The organism is Paenibacillus sp. FSL K6-2524 (assembly GCF_038005525.1).
GTDB classification, from domain to species: Bacteria; Bacillota; Bacilli; order Paenibacillales; family Paenibacillaceae; genus Fontibacillus; species Fontibacillus anaericanus.
In genome coordinates this window covers 3,054,439-3,075,210 of the sequence record NZ_JBBOSP010000001.1, presented here as the reverse complement: position 1 = coordinate 3,075,210, position 20,772 = coordinate 3,054,439, and the positions used below count along the sequence as shown (strand labels likewise).

19 protein-coding genes and 1 pseudogene are annotated in these 20,772 nt (G+C 41.4%); 3 read left to right on the top strand and 17 right to left on the bottom strand.

Annotation, left to right across the window (positions count from 1 at the left end):
* Positions 1–84: 84 nt before the first annotated feature.
* The 9 genes from NST85_RS13945 to NST85_RS13905 all read right to left on the bottom strand — a co-directional run bounded on the left by NST85_RS13945 (position 85) and on the right by NST85_RS13905 (position 10,905).
* Positions 85–2,001 (bottom strand): beta-N-acetylhexosaminidase, encoded by a 1,917-nt coding sequence (locus NST85_RS13945; RefSeq protein ID WP_341189591.1) that lies wholly within the window; start codon positions 1,999–2,001, stop codon positions 85–87.
* Between the two features lie 145 nt (positions 2,002–2,146).
* Positions 2,147–2,527: a response regulator gene (locus NST85_RS13940; RefSeq protein ID WP_341189590.1), complete on the bottom strand. Its 381-nt coding sequence runs from the start codon at positions 2,525–2,527 to the stop codon at positions 2,147–2,149.
* Positions 2,528–2,624: 97 nt separating this feature from the next.
* Entirely contained in the window at positions 2,625–3,590 is a 966-nt protein-coding gene (gene nrdF / locus NST85_RS13935; protein WP_307396909.1) for a class 1b ribonucleoside-diphosphate reductase subunit beta, read from the bottom strand.
* Positions 3,591–3,815: 225 nt separating this feature from the next.
* On the bottom strand, positions 3,816–5,900 hold the full coding sequence (gene nrdE, locus NST85_RS13930) for a class 1b ribonucleoside-diphosphate reductase subunit alpha (protein WP_341189589.1): 2,085 nt from the start codon (positions 5,898–5,900) through the stop codon (positions 3,816–3,818).
* Positions 5,887–6,246: a class Ib ribonucleoside-diphosphate reductase assembly flavoprotein NrdI gene (nrdI, locus tag NST85_RS13925; RefSeq protein ID WP_127191352.1), complete on the bottom strand. Its 360-nt coding sequence runs from the start codon at positions 6,244–6,246 to the stop codon at positions 5,887–5,889. The genes nrdE and nrdI overlap by 14 nt, the downstream gene beginning before the upstream one ends.
* Positions 6,247–6,775: 529 nt before the next feature.
* Entirely contained in the window at positions 6,776–7,612 is an 837-nt protein-coding gene (locus NST85_RS13920; RefSeq protein WP_341189588.1) for a CPBP family intramembrane glutamic endopeptidase, read from the bottom strand.
* 289 nt (positions 7,613–7,901) lie between these two features.
* Entirely contained in the window at positions 7,902–9,866 is a 1,965-nt protein-coding gene (locus NST85_RS13915) for a copper amine oxidase N-terminal domain-containing protein (protein WP_341189587.1), read from the bottom strand.
* A 199-nt stretch (positions 9,867–10,065) separates the two neighbouring features.
* Positions 10,066–10,590, bottom strand: coding sequence for a hypothetical protein (locus NST85_RS13910; protein WP_341189586.1), 525 nt, complete (start codon positions 10,588–10,590; stop codon positions 10,066–10,068).
* A gap of 12 nt (positions 10,591–10,602) precedes the next feature.
* Complete coding sequence (locus NST85_RS13905) at positions 10,603–10,905, bottom strand: DUF6509 family protein (protein ID WP_127191356.1); 303 nt, start codon at positions 10,903–10,905, stop codon at positions 10,603–10,605.
* Between the two features lie 192 nt (positions 10,906–11,097).
* On the opposite strand from NST85_RS13905, the gene NST85_RS13900 reads away from it, so the two are divergent.
* Positions 11,098–11,262: a hypothetical protein gene (locus NST85_RS13900; protein ID WP_170220145.1), complete on the top strand. Its 165-nt coding sequence runs from the start codon at positions 11,098–11,100 to the stop codon at positions 11,260–11,262.
* Between the two features lie 72 nt (positions 11,263–11,334).
* Here NST85_RS13900 and NST85_RS13895 read toward each other — a convergent pair whose 3' ends face one another.
* The 5 genes from NST85_RS13895 to NST85_RS13875 all read right to left on the bottom strand — a co-directional run bounded on the left by NST85_RS13895 (position 11,335) and on the right by NST85_RS13875 (position 14,289).
* Complete coding sequence (locus NST85_RS13895) at positions 11,335–12,015, bottom strand: succinylglutamate desuccinylase/aspartoacylase family protein (RefSeq protein WP_341189585.1); 681 nt, start codon at positions 12,013–12,015, stop codon at positions 11,335–11,337.
* A gap of 90 nt (positions 12,016–12,105) precedes the next feature.
* Positions 12,106–12,759 carry a phosphatase PAP2 family protein gene (locus NST85_RS13890; protein ID WP_341189584.1) on the bottom strand — a complete coding sequence of 218 codons (654 nt, stop codon included), beginning with the start codon at positions 12,757–12,759 and terminating at the stop codon, positions 12,106–12,108.
* A gap of 86 nt (positions 12,760–12,845) precedes the next feature.
* Positions 12,846–13,187, bottom strand: a complete 342-nt coding sequence (locus NST85_RS13885; RefSeq protein ID WP_341189583.1) for a pentapeptide repeat-containing protein — start codon at positions 13,185–13,187, stop codon at positions 12,846–12,848.
* Positions 13,184–13,450: a pentapeptide repeat-containing protein gene (locus tag NST85_RS13880; RefSeq protein WP_341189582.1), complete on the bottom strand. Its 267-nt coding sequence runs from the start codon at positions 13,448–13,450 to the stop codon at positions 13,184–13,186. Before NST85_RS13880 ends, NST85_RS13885 begins: the two co-directional genes overlap by 4 nt.
* Before the next feature lie 242 nt (positions 13,451–13,692).
* The gene (locus NST85_RS13875; RefSeq protein ID WP_341189581.1) at positions 13,693–14,289 is read right to left on the bottom strand and encodes a nitroreductase family protein; all 597 of its coding nucleotides are present in this window, start codon (positions 14,287–14,289) and stop codon (positions 13,693–13,695) included.
* A gap of 273 nt (positions 14,290–14,562) precedes the next feature.
* Here NST85_RS13875 and NST85_RS13870 point away from each other — a divergent pair, with 273 nt between their 5' ends.
* Both NST85_RS13870 and NST85_RS13865 read left to right on the top strand, forming a co-directional pair.
* Positions 14,563–15,720 (top strand): DUF4062 domain-containing protein, encoded by a 1,158-nt coding sequence (locus NST85_RS13870; protein ID WP_341189580.1) that lies wholly within the window; start codon positions 14,563–14,565, stop codon positions 15,718–15,720.
* Entirely contained in the window at positions 15,717–15,908 is a 192-nt protein-coding gene (locus NST85_RS13865; protein ID WP_127191362.1) for a hypothetical protein, read from the top strand. Before NST85_RS13870 ends, NST85_RS13865 begins: the two co-directional genes overlap by 4 nt.
* A 91-nt stretch (positions 15,909–15,999) precedes the next feature.
* On the opposite strand, the gene NST85_RS13860 is transcribed toward NST85_RS13865, so the two are convergent.
* From NST85_RS13860 to NST85_RS13850, 3 genes and pseudogenes are all read right to left on the bottom strand, one after another.
* Positions 16,000–19,098, bottom strand: a complete 3,099-nt coding sequence (locus NST85_RS13860; RefSeq protein WP_341189579.1) for an alpha-amylase family glycosyl hydrolase — start codon at positions 19,096–19,098, stop codon at positions 16,000–16,002.
* Positions 19,099–19,247: 149 nt separating this feature from the next.
* Positions 19,248–20,276: a LacI family DNA-binding transcriptional regulator gene (locus NST85_RS13855; RefSeq protein ID WP_341189578.1), complete on the bottom strand. Its 1,029-nt coding sequence runs from the start codon at positions 20,274–20,276 to the stop codon at positions 19,248–19,250.
* A gap of 115 nt (positions 20,277–20,391) precedes the next feature.
* Positions 20,392–20,553: pseudogene (locus tag NST85_RS13850) on the bottom strand (ATP-binding cassette domain-containing protein); the annotation flags it as partial.
* Positions 20,554–20,772: the final 219 nt, after the last annotated feature.

Sequence of the window (20,772 nt, the reverse complement as noted above, 5' to 3'; positions counted from 1 at the left end):
TAATTAACCACAGCAAAAAAAACACCTCTAGTATCGTGCTTAACGATACCAGAAGGTGCCTTTTACATATTAAAGGTTACTCATTTAAAAAGGATTCATAACATGGAAGAAGACATTTGGTGACGCCATCCGATAATAGAAACTACACCAGCCGATTCCACGATTGTTGAATCGATTAGATGAGCTATATATAAGACGCTCTTGCTCCAATTCTTCTATACTTTCAATGCGACCTTCCACATAATCGAGAAGACGCATCGATGCTGTATCAAGTCTGTTAATTACACCACCATAGCGAATATCAATAACTTCCCAACCAAATGCCTTGAACATCCCGAGCCATTGTGTACGATGAGCAGCACGAAGAGCTTTAACCGCATCCGAAATTTGAGGTAACACCACTGTAGCTATTCGTCTTAGCGACTCCAAGTCCTTAGCATCATAAGCCAGCTTCAGTTCAATACCGATCTCACTCTTGAGCTTAAGTACACCGCAGAGCTTCTCAGGCACCTCGAACAAGTAATCCAGTTCTGTATCAGGTACACGTGTATTCTTGATAGTTTGCTCCAATTGCTGATAATGAGCATTCAATTCAAGACCTTCGATTTGCTTATCAAACATACCGAGTAACACATCTTGGTACAGTAGGAATTTGGATGGATTACTTTGTTTCCTGTTATTCGGCTCCTGACCTGGTGTTTCGTCCAGATCTTTGAACTTCAAGAATGCATCAGCAGACGTGCCTGTACAGAACTTCACGCGCTCCGCCAATTGTTCCCAATTCGGTTTGCCTTCCGTATAGGCATGCTCCGCATAGAGTTGTAAACCTAGAAGCGCTGCGAAGGGGTTACTTTCCATTCCATCGTCGCCCCACATTGTCGCATAAACCTCGCGAATCCCTTCCTTCTTACACACGGTAAGCGCTGTGTCAGTGGCATTAAGCGATAAGCCGTAATTAACACCGAAGGTATTGAACACCCAAACCGCACCGGCGAACACTAAATTGCAGCCGAGTGGGCGATGCTTTGCAATCAACTTCTCATAATCATCAGCATCCGTATGGGAGTAATCCCAATACACCATATCGATATCCTTCGGAATGCGCTTCGCCATTTCCTCTGGGATTTGCTCGTTCGTATTGTATTGATCCGTCCCATCGGCTGAAGCAAGCTTCATGAACATATCGCTCCACATCATCGGCTTTAAGCCGCGGCGGCGGGTAATTTCAAGTACCTTTTCTAAATGGCCTGTCATAATATCAAAGCGGCTCTGATAACCGTTTCGGTCCAGATACTTACCACGACCCAGTTCCTCTGCCTCATCCATGCCCACATGAATCTTGCGGCTGCGGAATGGAGCGCTTGCGGTTTCGATCATCTTACCAACCAAATGCTCTACCTTGTCATCCCCAACGAGGAGCGCCCCTTTGGTATCCTTATAAAACCCTACAGGCTCCCATTTCAAGAACTCCTCCAAATGAGCGAGGGTCTGAATACTTGGAAACGCCTCGATACCAAATTGATCCGCATAATCATCAATTGCTTGTAGCTCGGCTTGTGAATAACGACCTCGCATATATCCGAAGTATGGTTCTCCGCTAATCTCATAAGTATCTTCCAAATACAACATAACGGTGTTTAGGCCCATTAACGCCATTTTACGCAGCATAAACTTGAAGCTATCCAGCGTTAATACAGCATTTCTTGATAAGTCGAACATCGGTCCGATGGTGTCAAACTGCTGCTGTTCCCGAATGTTGAACGATTCACCACTGCTACCATACTGTACTAGAAGTCCGAGGCCACGGAAGAAATGATGTCTTTGTCCATAACGTATGTATGCTTGTCCTTGCTCTTGTTCAAGTCCTACTTCAAGTTCCCCATCAGAAGGTTCGACACGAACAATAATGCCATCTTCCGCTTCCGTGAACTTAAGTTCCTCTGACAACGCCCGAATACCGGGCAATAATGTAGTTAAATCCCCTTCAAAATGTAATTTCATCCTTGATTCCTCCTGGGTTTCGTACAATAACCCTATTATACTTCGAATGTAGAGGTCTTTTAAGATGATTAATCAACGATATTTGATAAAAAACAAGACACACGGCTATCGCCAGTGTGCCTCCTATATGTCTTTTTCAATCTATCTAGATTACTACTGCATCCATATGCAATAAATCACGAACTGCATCCTTCACTTCATATATGTCAAAAGGCTTAGCGAATTCCATAGTTGGTTCAAACTGATTGGTCCGTTGAACCAGTTCCAACTCTTTATACGCCGTAATAACCACAACAATTGTCTTTCTCTCTCTTTGTCCAATCATGTCTATCAGCTCTAGTCCACTTAAACCTGGCATCTTCATGTCCAGAAGCACTAAATCTGGAGCTTCCTTATCCAGCAACTGAAGGGCCTGCTCGCCGTTGCAAGCCTCGAATGTCTCATAATCTTCCGAGCGAAACATCTCTTCTAACAATTTCCGAATGGCGTACTGATCATCCACAATCAATAACTTCTTTTTTAACACGAACATCTTCCCTTTCGCCCTTTTTAGAACTCGTCTATCTCCATCTCAGAGACGTGAACAATTATGACTAGAGGGTATTGCCGTTATACATGTACTTTTAAAAATCAAACTTGAAATCTTCATCCGTCAGCGAGTCCACATGCAATGCACGTACGTAACCATTGCCTTTCTTAGAGAAAAAGTCATGTTGTTTCGTACGCGTGTTAATTCCGTTAAACACAATTGGATTCACTTCTTCTTCCTCAAACAAGGGCTCAAAGCCCAAATTCATCATCGCTTTATTGGCGTTGTAGCGGACGAAAGCCTTCACTTCATCAACCAAACCGATCGATGAATAGATTTCCTCCGTATACTTTTCTTCATTTGCATGCAGATATTGGACCATTTCTTCCAGCTTCGAATACAGTTCACGCTGCTCTTCAGGCTCTAGCTCGTTATAAATCTCTTGAGCTAGCAATCCAACATATACACCGTGGATGCTCTCATCGCGAAGAATCAAATCAATCACTTCACCACTACATGTCATCTTACCCTGACCTGCTAGATAAAGCGGGTAGAAGAACCCACTATAGAATAAGTAGCTCTCCAACAATACCGAAGCCGCCATCGCCAAATACAAATCTTTGGGTGAATTGATACCATTATAGTACTTGGATACCGTCTGCGCTTTACGTTGCAAGATCGGGTTCTCTTCAACCCAACGAAATACTTGATCAATTTCTTCCGTTGACGCTAGTGTCGTAAAAATACTGCTATAGGATTTAGCGTGAATTTGCTCCATCATCGCCATAAATCCCAGCACCGCTTTACGTTGTAAGCCGTCAACATGCTCCAGAATTTTGGGCATCCCTACGCCGCCCTGTACTGTGTCGAGCAATGTTAACCCGCCAAGCACCTTCATATAGCAATCTCTTTCCACATCACTTAAAGTGATCCATGACATTTTGTCATCGGAGAGAGGAATTTCATCATCCGTCCAAAATTGTTGAATGTTCTGATACCAGAACATATTTGTAAAATCATCATCAGGCCGATTCCAATTGACGGCTTGGATTGCACTCATATTAAAAAGTCTCCCCTCACTTACTTCACTTATAAGTTGAACTATTGAATGTGATTAGGCTACAGAGCGAAATGTTCTTACGATCGCTGTTGTCCCCCGATTTCTCACTGAATTATTTTTTAAAGGTTGAAATCGAGGACAAAGGCGAACGCTCCGCTTCTTCAGAATCATTTCGCTCTATCCGCTGGATCACTTTCAGTAATCTAACTTATAGAGTTCGTCACACTATACAGAGCAGCTAACACATTCCTCTACTGACAGGCGGTTCGTACGCGTGTAGTACAATGACTTCAAGCCTTTTCGTGCAGCATAGATATAATAACGAGCCAGTTCACGGGTTGTCACATCACTATTCACGTGTAGAACGGTGGAGACCCCTTGATCGATGTGTTGCTGAATTTCAGCGATTAAATCGAGTACTTTGAACTGATTCATCTGATAAGCCGATTTGTAATAAAAGAAATTATCCTGACTCATATACGGCATCGGATAGAACGTCGTGGAATTCGCGTACGTACGTGTCTCGATCTGCTCTACAATCGGCATGACACTTGAAGTCGCATTCTGCACATACGAGATACTTTGTGTTGGTGCGATTGCGAGCCGGTAGGCGTGATACAAGCCGTGCTTTTGCACATGATTCTTCAGTTCAGTCCATTGCTCTGGACCAGGAATATCAATTCCTTGGAACAATTCCTGTACTTTAGCCGTTACAGGGCGATAGTCGACTTCTTCATAACGCTCAAAGTAAGAACCATCCGCATAATCAGACTGCTCAAATCCTGCGAACACAGCGCCAGTCTCTTTAGCGATTTCCATACTTTTCTCAAGTGAGTGATAGTTCATCATCATGAAGAAGGTACGAGCGAAATCTTTAGCTTCTGCACTCTCATATGAGATCTTGTTCTTCGCCAGGTATCCATGTAAGTTCATAGCACCAAGTCCCACAGAATGCATCTCACGGTTTGCCTTGGCTACGCCAGGAGCATTAGCGATGTTCGTCATATCACTAACTGCAGTGAGTGCGAGCATTCCCTCATGGACGGATTCGCGAATCTTTTTAAGCTCCATTACATTCACAATATTTAGGGAAGCTAGATTACAGCAGATGTCACGGCGGATGATATCCTCTTGGCCATAATTGTTAATTTCCGAAGTTTCTTGGAGTTGGAAAATTTCCGTACATAGGTTGGACATTTTAATTGGGCCGATTTTTTTCAGCGCATGTCCCTTGTTGGCGTTACTCTTATTCATAATATAAGGATATCCAGATTCTAGCTGCACTGTAGCAATCTTGGTCAGCATATCACGTGCACTCATAATTGCTTTCTTGCGTACTCGCGGATCAGCCAATAACACATCATACATTTCGTCCAAATCCATATCATCCATATGAATGCCATAAGCTTTGTATACACTATATGGAGCGAATACATGCAGCGGTTCGTTGTTCTCCGCCAATTTATAGAACTTATCCGGAACAATGAGTCCTATGGATAAAGTTTTTAGTCGTGTTTTCTCATCAGCGTTAATTTTCTTGCTATCTAGAAATTCTAGTAGATCCCAACCGAAGATATTGTAATAACCCGCTCCAGATCCTTTGCGCTGACCCATCTGATCCGCATAGGAGAAGGCATCCTCCATCAGCTTAAGTACAGGCATAATCCCCTTAGCTGCGTCCTCAACACCCTTGATACTTTCACCGCGTCCACGTAGTTTCGATAGATTGACTGCCACACCGCCACCAATCTTGGATAACTGTAGGCAGGTACCAATGATATAGTTGATAGAGTTAAGTGAATCATCCATTTCTAACAAGAAGCAGGATACCATCTCGCCTCTACGGCTCTTTCCTGCATTAAGGAACGTTGGTGTCGCTGGCTGAAGTCGTTGATCCATCATCGAAGCCGCAAGTATACGAACGGTATCGATATTCCCTCTTCCTAAATGTAGTGCCACAACCGCCACACGATCAGAATAATGCTCCAGATAACGAGTACGATCATTACTTCTCAGCGCGTAGTCTGTATAGAATTTCGAAGCCGCCATGTACGATTGGAATTGAAAGTTATAACTCCGTGTAAATTCGAATATCTCCTCGACCTCAGACTCTGAATACCGCTCATACAAGTTTTCATAGTAATCATTATCAATCATGTGTTTGATTTGTGTAGGAATATCAGCAAAAGTCATACTTTTGCGTCCTACCTCTTCCATAAACGCTTCGACAGCTTCTTTGTCCTTCTCCAATTGGAAAAACCCGGACGAGTCTCGCTGCATCAGCAGATTGTTCAGTTCAATATGACGCAACCCGGCTCACCTCGTTCTCAAAATATAGCGCATCGCGCTTTGTTCCCGCCATCTCAAATTTACTAATCACTGGTACGTGATAACGTTCAGATATTAGATCCGCGCTTCTAGCGAATTTATTTCCCCAGTTGCGATTTCCACTAGCAGCTACTCCGAGCATATGTTGATAGTTTCGCTCTAGAAAAGAAGTGACCTTCTCCGGTACTTGACCGAATCCCGTCGTATACGTAATCAGCACAAATGGTTCATCCACCGTCATGTGATCGTCTATTTGTAGCGTTGGTAAATTCAGCTTATTTATAAACCTTTTCACGTTTCCCGTCTTAGAATCGTAAGCGATTAACATTCTTCTATTCTCCTTCAATGACAGTTCTTGATTGTATATCATAATAATTATCACATCAATATGTAGTAGTGTATTAATTAATCTATAGCAATATATAGTACTTTGTCAATCCTAGCTATTTGCCCAAAACAGAGAGCAAATAGGCTAAACTCTATCGTTAATTGCTCGTTTTAGAAGGATTTGCCCCAAAATAGCCTCTTTTAAACTTGCAAAAAAAAGACGCTTGGTATCCCTACCAAACGCCTTAAATGATCTATTTTTATTTATTGAGGCTCAATCCATAATCAAAGTTTGACTTCCTCAGACATTAATTCTAACGGAAGCAGTAGCCTTTATTTTGGGGTTTTACGGTCATTAAAAATTCTAACGGAACTGAAAGACCTTATTTCTTCGAAATGATGCTTAAAGGTATGAACAATGATGAATTAACGTCTGCTGGTTCCGTTAGAATCCAAAAACCTGGAATAAACCACATATAAGGTCGCTAAGTTCCGTTACAGAGATTCGCAATCGTCAAGCACTAGTGTAGTTATTGCCTTGATTTTCTTTTACATAAGAATAATGTTAGAAAAATAACTGAAATATAACCACATACCGCAATAATAGAAGCTTCTACGCCAAAGGCTCCACCGGTTAAAAAGAATGAATCTGAAGAAAGCTCATATGAGAAAATGGCATCCGCATTATACTCAGCATTAATATCTAGAATTCCACCTATCATTATAACATTCCAAATCCCATGCATAACGGCACTAGGCCAGATCGATCCACTTTGGTATACAATGAGTGAAAACATAATACCAACACTTGTCCCCGCAACAAACAGTAACAATAAATCAAGTATATTCATATTTGCACCGATAGCATGTACTAAACCAAAGATGACAGATGGGACAAGAATCGCTATAGGTTTTCCCCATCGACGCTCTAACGCACGCATGATTACACCTCTAAATACCATCTCCTCGACAACTCCAGCACCTAAACCAACAACAAATAAAGCAATAACAACAACATTCGAAATTTGTCCTACAGTCAAATGATTGTTTACTAAATTCCCTGGCGTACTTAATAATATTGCCGAAACGCCTACAGGTAATATTATTGCACATGCTATCCAATAAGGATTAACTTTAGGTTTGGTGATACGGCAGTCAGCCATAGTCGTATGTAACACTTTGTTGCATAATAGTTTTATTAAAAGATATGTAAATGATACATATAAGCAGCTAAATATCGCATTTGTAATCCCTTCTGGCAATGGTAGCAACTTCACTAATCCACTTGTTCCTTGTGCAAAAACAAGAATTGCAATCCCTAGAAATATAGCAAGTATTGCTTTCCATGTTGATAAACCTTTTTGCATTATAAAAACACTCACTCTCTTCTATGTAATAAATACAAATTGATAAAGTACTGTATATGTCCCTCCCCTGCTAGCTTCTGTGAACTGTTATAATAATAACGATATTGGCGGAGCCATGGAATGGACCTAAGTCAATTTATTAACTGGACTTTGGTCGAGTCTACTCATAGTCAGTTGCCCATTATGAAGCAACGGTCATCCTGTTCAGGATATTCCTACATATGGCAACCTCTTTACTCACTACAAAAAAGACGCTTGGTATCTCTACCAAACGCCTTGTAGTTAAATTTCACGTATAGCTGATTACTTTACCGTTTTTGAATGAGACGATCTCAAAATTAAAGTTCCTATCCCCATAAACCCAAACTTCTACATTTCCCTCCTTAGATCTAGCCGTTGGTGATCCCCAGGAAAATTCTACTTGCGTTGGCGTCATGCCGTAATCCACTTTTCCAGCTTTGATTTTATTCCAAGTGGATTGTGACCATTTATATTTCTGGTATGGGTTATAGTTGAAGTAATATACTGGATTATTCAGGAGATCTGTAACACTAGAGGCACTAGCACCACAATGCTCTATATATGTCTTCCCATTAGCGGTTCTGAGCTCGATATCATAGGACTTTCCGAACTTATCTTTTTTCACAATAATATCACTAATTGTTACCTTGCTAAACCGTTCTCCCTCACCCCTATGATTTACCCAGTAAGATTTGCCGATGACTCTTGCTAGATTACCAATATCTGCAGCTTTAATAATCTTGGCAGTCTCCGACGATTCGATAACCACCTTGGATCCTCCAACCAGCAATTCGGCCTGCTTCAGATCCGTATTCCAAGTAACTCCAACACTTAATTCATCGATAAGCAGGTCTGCAGGTATCACGGTCACGCCGTTGACAAGCTGAGTTTTCCCCTTAAGAGACTTAGACTCACCGTTGATTATCACAGAAGCATTATCCTTCTGTAATACAATACTCTTCTCTCCTAATTGGATCGTATACATTCCACTACTAGCAACATTAACGGTGGCTCCCAAAATCTTGAAAACAGATTGCATAGGCAAAAACACTTTACCTTCTAGCATAACTGCTCCCGTCAGATGCTCTTGCGAAGTAACGTTAATTTGCCCCTCCGCTTTAAAATTCCCAACTTGAAGTGAAATCTTCGCACTCCCGATCCCCTTCACCTTTAGCGTATCGGGTCCTTGAAGCTCAGCAACCTGAGGTTGATCCACTATGACTTCATCAGCAGAAGGTAGACGTGTAAGTTTGTATCCGTTAGAATAGGCTTCTTCTACGTTCAATTTCACCAGATCCCCCACAGCCGCGTCTGTTTGAGAGACGATCAAAGCTATGCTAATCATGCTTGGAATCGTCAATGGTGTGATCGTTCCTTTGTTGTATCCCAACCATGGTCCATCCTTCTGTTGTACGAATAACTCGGTAGGTGAATACACGATTTGTTCTACATTACTCAACCCGCTTAATTGGTTCCCTTTATATGTCCTTGCTCGATCCGTTCCCCGGTCATATCTCCATACGGTACCATCCTTCTTCACAGTAAGGAGACTCTGCGTATCACCATCCCAAGCCATTGATGTAACATTATCTACAATTTCTCTCGGCTGATCGTCAGTTTGCATATCCAACAACATAACCTTCCCTGTGTTCTGTAGAACTGCCGCGAACGAGGAATTTATCTTTAAAGAGGTAGCTCCCTGTACAGTTCCAACCTTTCGTGATTTCCCTTGATATCCTGAGTTATACCATACTTCTCCTGATGTTAAGAGCGCTGCAAAACTATGTTTATACGCATGCAGACTCCTAACCCCTGACATGTTCTCTACAAGGTCATCCCCTTGATAAACAGTTCCATCTTTCTTGAGAAATAGTGCATCCCCTACGACTTCGGCAACCCCACTATATTGTGGCAGTTCCTCAAGCTGACCTACAGCTGCTGACCATCCCATAACTTGTCCATCCTCTGTCCAGCCATAAAAGGAGGAACTGTTGTACACCGACGTTATTCCAGTAAAATTATACTGCTCATGGATAGGTCCATCTGTCACATCATAAGACCACACCGAACCGTCATCCAGCAGATAGGTATTCCGATCGATCACCGATTTAATGGATGCACCTGTATCTTCTGGGTTGGTTGGCGTTGATGCAGACACCTGTGTAGGAATAGTGATCAGTCCTAGTGCTAAGCACAAGCTTAATAACAGGCTGGTACCTTTTTTTAATTTCATCTCAAATTCCCCTTTTATGCATTCTTAGTCTTTAGTTGAGTCTCACAAGACTTTAAGAATATTCTAGATTTATCCTGAATATCCCTTTATTCTAAACCTCGCACTATCACAGCAATTGTCGAAATGGTCAACAAAAAGAAGCGATCCCACTTAATTTGCATTAAGTAGACCGCTTCAATATGAATCTGATATTATCCGTTTACTTTGTGTTCAAGCTCCAACGGTGCTGGAATTTCTCTAGTTTCGGATGAAGCCTCTCCGGTTCTGTTGACAAGACCAGTCTAAGCTTCACAATCCATTCCTCGAATGAAGAGAACGAGGCAAAGAGATTGGCCGTTTCCGGAGTCAGATATAGGAAATGTGGAGACGGATACTTCTCTGTGAGATGCCGTAGCGCCGCTTCAATCGGTGTGTATTTCTTCCGCTTTCCTTCCCATCCTTCAACCGCTACCTTGGATTGACCGTGCTCCTGTTTCCACTCGTGGAGACGGTCCTCTCTTTTGTAGAACGCACTAATCGATTCCTTAGTCATGCGCCTCACAGTTTCCTCATGCAATGGGTATAGGACAAGTTTGGTAAAAGAATGTTCCTCACCATATCGCAAAGCTGTCTCTAATTCCTCATTGGTCGTATGCTCAAACTCATCGTAGTAAATCAAAGTCCCCCTACGTTCTTGCTTTGGGGGTTCATACCCATAAGGAACTTTTTGAGGATTCCGTGCCAATATGTGTCCCTCCTATTTCTGGGGAGTTGTTCCGTTTAACAATTCTACGCAAAAATTCTCGACCTCTTTAAGTTCATCCTCTTCGAGTTCAAACTCCAAATATTGCTCGGATGATCTTTCATAAATTTCATATTTAATGATTCCTGTTTTGGTTTCAGACACACCATAAAGAACTTTTAAATATAATCCATTTTCGGAATATAACTCATCATCCTCCGGTACTTCAATGTCGAGAATGAACTCATAACGCTCACCTTCCAAAATTCCAAACGGATCTCTAATCAATTCTTTGCTGTACGCACTAATGTTTAACATATGCTTATCCTTTCCAATACAAAACTTTAATATCACTAACTATACCACATTTAGCCTATCCAAATATTCTGAATCCGAATTAGGTTAACATAACTCAATATGGTTGACTAATTTTAATGTTTTTAATTAGCTCTATTAGGTAACTATACATAAGGAACACCCACCAAATTCACATCATGAGGAGGAATCATAATGGATCACCAAACAGAAGATCAAGTACGCAATAAAGAAAATAAAGATGGCGATTCTCTGGCAGAGAGAAAAAAGATGGAGAATGGCGTAGATATCGAGCCCCAAGCTGATGACTGGGTAGCTAAAACATCTGCCTATGTAGACCCGGATTCTTCAACTAAATAAGTTCCTGTAACACCATAACTAACACAACAAATCCGCTCCGGCCAATGGCTGAGCGGATTTGTTGTGTTCCTATTATAGCAAACCGGATTTTGTTAAAAAACGGGTAATGATTTCGTATTGGTAGTTCACGCGCAGTGTACGATTAAGGCTCCAACAAGTTTCTACCGTTACGGCCTGTGCCTTCAAAATGCGAGCAACTGCCGTACGTGAAGAGCCTTTCTTTTCGCGGAGTCGAATATTGAAATGATGGGACCGGTTTTCAATAGAACTGTTCATTCGGTTGATTATATATCGTAGCTTAGGCACACATCGATTTCCGGGATTCGTGATCAAGGTTTGACCAAGTCTTTTGGGATTCTTTTGCGATAATCCGTTAGCCTCATGAAGATCCAAATACCAAGTCGGTTTATAACGCTTTGCTAATTGAAATAAGGCCGAAGATAAGGGATGTTTGGCTGATTGAGCAGAAGTCTGCGGAAAAGTCCTGTTTAAGTCTACCGAGTCCCCTCTTTTGCGCTTTAAGTAAGCTCTTTTATTAACAATTGGAACAATGATTAAAGTACCTTTATGAATATGCATTTGCTTGGCTTGGAAGGAATGAACTAGCTTTTGAGCAGCCAAAATACTTCCAAGCTCATCTCCATGTATCCCGGCAACAATCATCATATTGGGACCACTCTTCTTACCCTTTACGACATAATATGGGGTAGCATAGGACGAATCTTCGGCTAACATGAATCGCTGTATTGACATTCGCCTCACCTCCAGAGAATGCTCACGTTCTCTGGACATTATATGTCAAACGAATATCAAATTATTGGACGGTTGTCCCCATCTACCTGATCACTCATAGGTACCACGTTTCATCCAGCGTTGATACCACCAGATCGAGCACGTAAGCCAGCATCCACTCATAAGATAAGCCCCAAGTACATCACTAGGATAATGCACACCCAAATAAATACGGCTAATGCCGATAAGTAATATAAATAGAGAACTAAATATAATTAAGAGCACACGTCCCCATGTGACGGGTACATGCCTCCAGAGTAGAAATGCAAGAACCCCATAAAAACTAAAAGCAAACATGGAGTGTCCGCTTGGAAAACTATAACCTGTGGCTTCGATGATTCGATAAACCGTAGGCCGTGAACGACTGAACACAAGTTTAAGGACTGAGTTAATTAGCGCTGACCCTACTACGACCAAACTCAGAAAGATGAGCTCTTTACGATGTCGTAGAAATACATACAGAACAACCATGGTAAGTAGGGTGATCGTAGCTACCGGAATCCCTCCACCGATCCAAGTGAAAAATTTCATTAAGCTCGTTAATAAGGGTGATTCCAACCCTTGAATAAATGTGATAATCGTATGGTCAAATCCTTCAATTCTTAAGTTACCAATCGCAGTTGCTATCAAACCAAACAAGATAGCACAAACAATACTTGTTAATAATAATGCTGATACTGGGCGTGTAATTTTAGTTGTACTCATGCTGTTATAATACCTCCGTGTTGAAATTGGGTCCCAGTTCTTATTGTCCAATTAATAATTAATGTAATTAAATATCCCCCATATTTCTACTGAATCTTAACTCCGAAAGAGCGCGCAAACACAACTGCCTGAGCAACGTCCATCCGAGCACCCTTTATATCGATCGTCTGAAAATCTAAACCATCCACAGTAGCGCCACGTAAATCTGCACCAGCTAATTTGGCCTTAGCTAGCACGGCCTGAGTGAAATCCGCATCTCTAAGGTCTGCTTTCATCAAATTTGCACCGGAAAGATCTGCCTCGTTAAACTTAACTCCACGCAGGTCTTGCTTACCTAATTGTGCTTGTCTGAAATTGGTATATGACCAATCCCCTTGGAATATCGTTATCCCATCCAATTGTGATTGTGAAAAATCAGAACCTGTCATTTTGCAATGATTAAATTTAGCAACAAAAAATTAGCCTCACTGAAACGACAATTAACAAATGCGGATTCATTATGAATAGACGCATTCAAATGTGCCCCATGAAAATCACACTCGATAAATTGGCTCGAATAAGTCGTAATTTCTTCCATTGAGGTTCCTCGAAACTTACAACGCTGAAAGGTGCAACGCGTCAATTCTCCGTATCTCAAATCTTTATGGCTAAAATCTACGTCCTCATAATGCTGTTCATGATACTCGTACATATGTATGCTCCCCACTAAGTAAAATTAATATCTGCTATAAGTGCCTCGTCCTATCTTAACATGAAAAGAGATATCATCTCCAATCCACAAAGGCCATTGTTTTCAGGTCATGACTCGTATGTACAAATTATATCCTCCCTCACATTTTGCAAATAAAAACGCTAAAGAGCGCCTGACAGTTACTGTCAAGCGCTCTACTAAACATGCAATTTTGATGTTCAATGTTGATTATTTAATGAGTATTATTTGAACACTTTCAAGCGGCTATCTAGTGGAGCAAATTGCTTCTCTCCTGGCCCGGCCACAATTTTACCGAAAGGCATTTGAGCGAGCAATTTCCATGTGGAAGGGATGTTCCACTCCGCTGCTACTTGATCGTCAACCAGTGGATTGTAGTGCTGTAGGGATGCTCCAACGCCTTCAGCTGCCAATGCTGTCCAAACAACCAATTGCAACATACCAGATGATTCTAGGGACCAAATCGGGAAGTTATCGCTATAAAGAGCAAATTGCTCTTGTAGTCCTTCAACAACAGCTTGATCTTCGAAGAATAATACTGTACCACGACCATTTTGGAATGAAGCCAATTTCTCTTCAGTTGAACTGAAGTTCTCTGCTGGTACGATCTTTCTCAACGTTTCTTTCGTAATATTCCACAGTTTGTCGTGTTGCTCATTGAACAATACAACAACCCGCGCACTTTGCGAATTAAAGGAAGAAGGCGTATGGAGTACAGCTTCCCCTATAATTTCCTCGATTCGTTGATCTGAAATGACGGACTCTTTGCTAATACCGTAAATACTACGTCTTTCTTTAATTGCATTTAAAAATTGGCTCATTATGATGGCTCCTATCTGTTTTTTATTTATTTTGACCTGTTCGCTTACGAACTATGCTAAACAAGTCGATTAATTCACATTATGATACTTACTTACAATTATTCATTTAATATATATTGTACATTACATGAGTTTTATTTTAAATGCAAGTTAATCATTTCAAAATCTTAAAATATCCTGATAAGAGGCTTTCTACTATTTATATTTTCCTGAAATATCGTAAACTTTGGTTTATAATGGAAGTAATCTGGATCTTGGGAGTGTGTATTCGAATTGGCGAGAACGAACGTATTCATCAGTTCCGTGAATGAGGATGGTTTAAAACCTCTGCGTAGAAATGCATTCCAGGAACTAACGACCCTTGGTCACGAACCGCTAATGTGGGAGGTGAACCTCGGACCTTGGCCTGCAGGCGTAGACCCTGTGGTCAAATGTCTAGAAGCCGTCCAACATTGTGACATTTACTTGCTGTTCATTGGAAGTAAGGCAGGAACTTACGACAACAAGATCGCGCAAAGAACCGTAACTCACATGGAATTTATTAAAGCTTACGAACAAGGTAAGACGATTCTTGTGTTTGGTGATGTAGAGATCAAGGCGACATTCTTTGGCACAGTAAAGCCGATAATTGAGCAATTTGTTGATCGCTATATCGTGAAAGAAGAACGATTCCCTTCCCCCACACATATAATTAACACAATAAGAGCAAATCGTAACATTACCTCACATGTCGATCCGTACGTCTGGTATTTCTTGTACGATATGACAATGCGTAAAGTGTATATCGATGATCTAAGTTTGGGCGTACCGATTGATTGGCGTTCTTATCTCAGTGATTTATTAAGAAGAGGTTCCCTTCTACTCCCACTCGAGTCTTCCATTGAGCAGAATAGTTCCCGATTGGAACAGTTTGATGGAGTCTTTGATATGCTTGGGGAACTCATCCCTGAATTACGTATTAGTGGACTCCGGGATGCTGAACATTTTCTTGAACTCATCATGAATCGATTATCAGGTGGAATCATTGAGCAAAGTTACGGGCAATATATGTCCGAAAAGGTTGGTTACTACGAGGATTGCAGCGGCGCTACACTATACGTTTTTAACGAAGAGCAACTCCAAATCATCACCAACGTTGGTGATGCCACTGGGCCACCCTTTTATTTGTTAGATAATCAAAGTTCTTATGCGGTGTTGACTTACCATTTGGGTGATAATCAAGAACAGGTATTCTTCAAAGAAGCAAAGGCGACATTTTATTACTGCATTCGTATAGGGAAATATATTCTAACCCTGCATTTCCCTTCTGATCCGAACTGGGATTATAGGAAGTTCATCCACTACAAAGAATGTGCTAATCATGCTATACTGAGTAAAAATCCGCTAATTATCGAACTCATCAAATTATTCATAGGAGGGTTGAGACCATGAGAACGGGAGCATTCGTGTCCAAGAACGGTGTGGTGTCAAAAGCGGTAGGGGTTCAACCCAAAGAAGCATTGCTGTTCGCCCCTTCCAAGAAAAACTCTTCCCAGATTCTTCGTGAGCAACGTATCGCGATGAAACACAACAATAAACAAATTAAAGACCGCTTTGCTCAAGCTACAAAGCGTGCATAAGATAATAATATAAGCCGTTCGTCGATCAGAAAGCTGATCGCGAACGGCTTTATTTATGTGTAACTATTGAGCACCTATTTTGTTTATGCTCTTATCGATCCTTCCAACGTACTACCGAAGCATTCACTGTTTCCGCCCCACCTTGTATTGTATAATTGCGATTGCCGGTATCGCTGCCGTTGCTATTGGCCTCAACACTGTCCCAACTTCCACGAGTAAACTTATATTGATAATTTGTTCCTGCTGTCAATTGCAAAGTGATGATATAAGTCCCGTTAGAATTCCTTGTCATCAGGTAAGCTGAATCCGCCGCATTCCAGCTATTAAACGAACCGGAGATATAAACATTATCGCTCGCTGTCGTGTTACTAGGAACGGATAACGTGACTGTTAATCCATCTGGTTGTGGTTCACCTTGTGTGATGACCCCATTTACCAAAGTTGAGGTACCCACATTGAAATGGTAGTTGTTCGTGTTGTTATTGTCCCATGTACCATTTCCGTTATTTAGCGCAGCTGTTATTCCAGTTGCTGTTCCGATAGGTAATGTTACCTTGAAATAACCTGGTTGAGTCGCTGGGCTCATCGCAGTACCTGGCAATGTCGTCCATGTTGTAGCACCATCCACTTTATAGTGTATATAGGAGTTAGTAAATCCAGTTTTATAGTAAATAACGACCTCATTACCTTGAGGTGTAGTAACCGTTGCTGAATTACTCGCGCTAGATTCATTCAATGCTGCATCCTTCGCCTTCACTGTGTAACTGTACGTTGTACCCGCTATCAATCCTGAATCGTTGAATGACGTACTCGCTACTGAACCTACTTTTACTCCGTCTCTATAAACATCGTATCCCGTAACTCCTACATTATCAGTAGAAGCACTCCAACTTACAATTGCTGAAGTTGTTCCGTTCAAGACTGCTGTCACATTGCTTGGAATAGTTGGTGGCTCTGTGTCTAGAACAACGGCGGGTGTAGTAACTGTTGCTGCGGTACTAAAACCAGATACATTTTGCGCTGCATCTTTTGCCTTAACAGTATAACTGTAAGTTGTTCCTGCCAACAGTCCTGTATCTGTGAACGATGTACTTGTTACTGTACTTACCTTTACACCATCTCTATAAACATCATATCCCGTAACTCCTACATTATCAGTAGAGGCACTCCAACTTACAATTGCCGAAGTTGTTCCGTTCAAGACTGCTGTCACATTGCCTGGGATCGTTGGTGGCTCTGTCTCTGGAATGACGACTGGTGGGGTAACCGTTGATGCAGTACTAAACCCGGATGCATTTTGCGCTGCATCTTTTGCCTTTACTGTATAGCTATAAGTTGTTCCAGCCACCAGTCCTGTATCTGTGAATGTAGTGCTAGTTACGGTACTTACCTTTACTCCGTTTCTATAAACATCGTATCCCGTAACTCCCACATTATCAGTAGAAGCACTCCAGCTAACAATTGCCGAAGTTGTTCCGTTCAAGACTGCTGTCACATTACCTGGGATAGTAGGAGCTACTGTATCCAATGGAGCAGTAAGTTCAACAGCATATACTTTAGATGAGTTGCCACCTACATTAACCGTAATTTGCTTTCCTGTAACCCCTCCGGATTGAACCGTTACTTTCTCTGAGGTATTGAGCAGATTTGTTAGCACCGTGCCTACCGTTAATGAACTTTCCGAACGAAGCGGAATAGTCTGTGTAATCGAATTCCCTGAGTTATTAAATGCCGAAATGACTTCTTGTCCGACGTTGATACCTGAATCAACTCTACGTGAGAAGGCATATAAATTTGTCGCAGACCACATCTCCCGTTGTTTACCTGTACGCAGGGCTTGGTAATCCTGACGAAGTTTATTCAATTTAGCTACATATTGATACGTATTCGTATTTTCATTGAAGTAATCCGTTTGGACATTACCATTACTATCCCGTTTCACCATCGACCAACGGTTCCAAGTATCGGCAATCCCGCCCGTAATGATCGATCCATTTCCATTTCCTTTATTCTGCTCTGTTCCTTGAAACACAACAGGAACACCACGAACAGTGAAGATAAAGGTCAGCGCATTCTGAAGCTTCTGAACGTCACCACCAACCTCTGTAAGAAAGCGGTTACGGTCATGGTTATCAATAAAGGTAACCATATGATTCTCTGATCCATTGTAGAGCGAGTCCTGAGCTAACGTGGACTTAATATTACTTTCGAAGGATTGTCCATAAGCAAAGCTATTCAACACCGAGAAGAATAATGGGAAATCCAACATCCCCCACTCTGCGTTGCTACCCACCCAACGAGATACAAATTCAGCATTACCGTCGAAATTTTCTCCAAATGATTTTACTCCAACATATTGTTCAAGTTCTCTAATTATAGAAGGTTTTATTAATTTTGCGGCATCCACACGCATACCGTCCGCCCCTGTATAATCAAACCAACCTTTAATGGAGTCAAAAATGGCTTGTTTGGCCTGCGGGTTGTCAAAATCGATATCATCCAGACCAGCCAAATCATGATTCTCAATATAATCCTGCGCCCATTGTGTATAGTTCCCATCCACCAAAGACCAGTTGATATCACCGTTGTGATGATACCAAGAAGGATTGTTAAACGGAGCCGCAGGTTGTAATCCCGCAATGTCATAGTATGCATTCGTCCCTAACATGTAATCTCCGATATGATTAGGAACTACATCGATAATGACTTTAATGCCTAGAGCATGAGCACTGTCTACCAATTCTTTCAACTTTTCCTTTGTTCCAAAATAAGGATTAGCACTGTTAGGATCTTTAACGTTGTAACCGTGGTAAGCCGTATTTCTACCCGTACCATTATTGTCACGACTTACGACTTGCGGTTCAGCCACAGGGGAGATCCAAATTGCCGTGTATCCCATTTTTTTGATATATGACAATTTATCGATGACACCCTGCCAATCGCCGCCCTTCATGTAGCGGAAATCTTCTTCACTACTCTCCCCATAACGGATAGCAGATCCTGTTGCATTATTGGAAGTATCACCGTCATTGAATCGATCTACCATAATTTGATATATCGTATCATTCTCATCAAACCCTAGTCTAGCAGCTTCCACTCTCTGAGAAGGTGCCACAATCCCGGACAACAAGAACATAATTAGCGCTAGAATCGTCACTAAACTCAATTTTCTCTTGAAAGTACCTGCCATTAAATTTACCCTCCTTAAATAATCTTAATTTGTGGAGATAAAGTTAAATTTAGGGAACCGGTTTCCTTGGATAAAAAATACCACCTGCATAGGTGGTACGTCAATCCTACTTTAGTAATTATTTATTTTTTATCCATTTAATGCATTTTTTATCTTTTTGTGCTCGATTCTCGCACTATCAATTCTGGCATCAACCATTTTTGTTGTAGAAACTTGTCTTGATTAGCTTGACTTTCTTCTTGTATTTGCGACATGAGTAACTCCGCGGCCCCCGCTCCCAAACCAAATGTATCCATATGGAGACAAGTTAGCGCAGGTGTCGTATATGGGGCTAATGGCTCATTATCAAACGTGACGATCCCAATTTCTTGTGGTACGGAAATCCCTTTTTCCTTAAGACGTTTAAGAGCTCCAAATGCAACAAAGTTATTCATGCATACCAAAGCATCTGGTATCTCCCCATGTTCTAATATTGCAGAAACCATGTGATAACCGGCCTTCTCGGTGTTCCCATCCGGATAAATCCTTAACGGATTCCCTTCCACATCCTCTTGAAGCAATGCATCTATAACCCCTGCGGATCTAGACTCAAATAAGGGTTCATTTTCCCCCCCACCAATAAACGCCAGGTTCCGGTATCCTTGTTCTAACAGATGCTGGGTTAGCCTTGTTGCCCCGAGACGATTGTTAATATCTACACAGGGGACCATCTTTGGTCCACTCCATTCTCCGATTAGAACATAAGGGAACCCCAAATTTCTTAAATCCTCAGCCGAATCCTTCGTCAGAATTGAGTTATCTATAATGATTCCATCAGCTTTTTGGCTTAATACATATCGGGTTAAATAATCACGACTTTCTTCCCGTCCCACGTTACTAATGGTCAGTTCGTAGTTGTTAGGACCTACAACACTCTCGATCCCCCCAATAATATTATAAAAAAAGAAATTCAGAAAATCGTTTCTACGAGTTAGATCAATAATGAGTGATATGTTGTGACATTTCTGCCTAGCTAGTCCAGTCGCTAAACTACTAGGAATGTAATTCATTTGTTTCATAATTTCGCGTATTCTTACCTTAGTTGCTATTGAAATATGGGGAGAGTCATTGAGCACTTTGGATACTGTCGATTTAGCTACATTTGCAGCTTTAGCAATATCCTTAATGGTTACCTTCACGAAAGCGACCCCTTTTTGGAAGAAAATGAAATCTCTACTCGCAATATACCACAGACCTGAACCCTTATCTGGGTCAAGTCTGTCGATTACTTCATATTTTAGATCTGGTTGTCGGCTGAAGCAGACCAATCATCATCCGAATGGTAGTTGTTTTTCCGGCACCATTAGGTCCAAGAAATCCAAACAATTCACCCTGCCTTACGGAGAAGGACAAATCATCTACGGCCTTTTTGTTATTCGAGTAATACTTCGAAACCTGCTTAACATCAATCAAAATTCTGACCCTCCTTTGCGAACTTAATTGGTTAAAACATTCGCTCTTTACCCAGTTGTTCCTCCACAACATTGTGAGAATTTCATGATTAATGTGAAAATATTCACTTTTAATGATATTAAATGCTTGAAATCTATTTTTCCAATCCGGCTATAAATACGTTGCTTGTTATTAAAATACTGGCTAGACCGCCGGATTAGAATTACATCGACTGACTTGGTT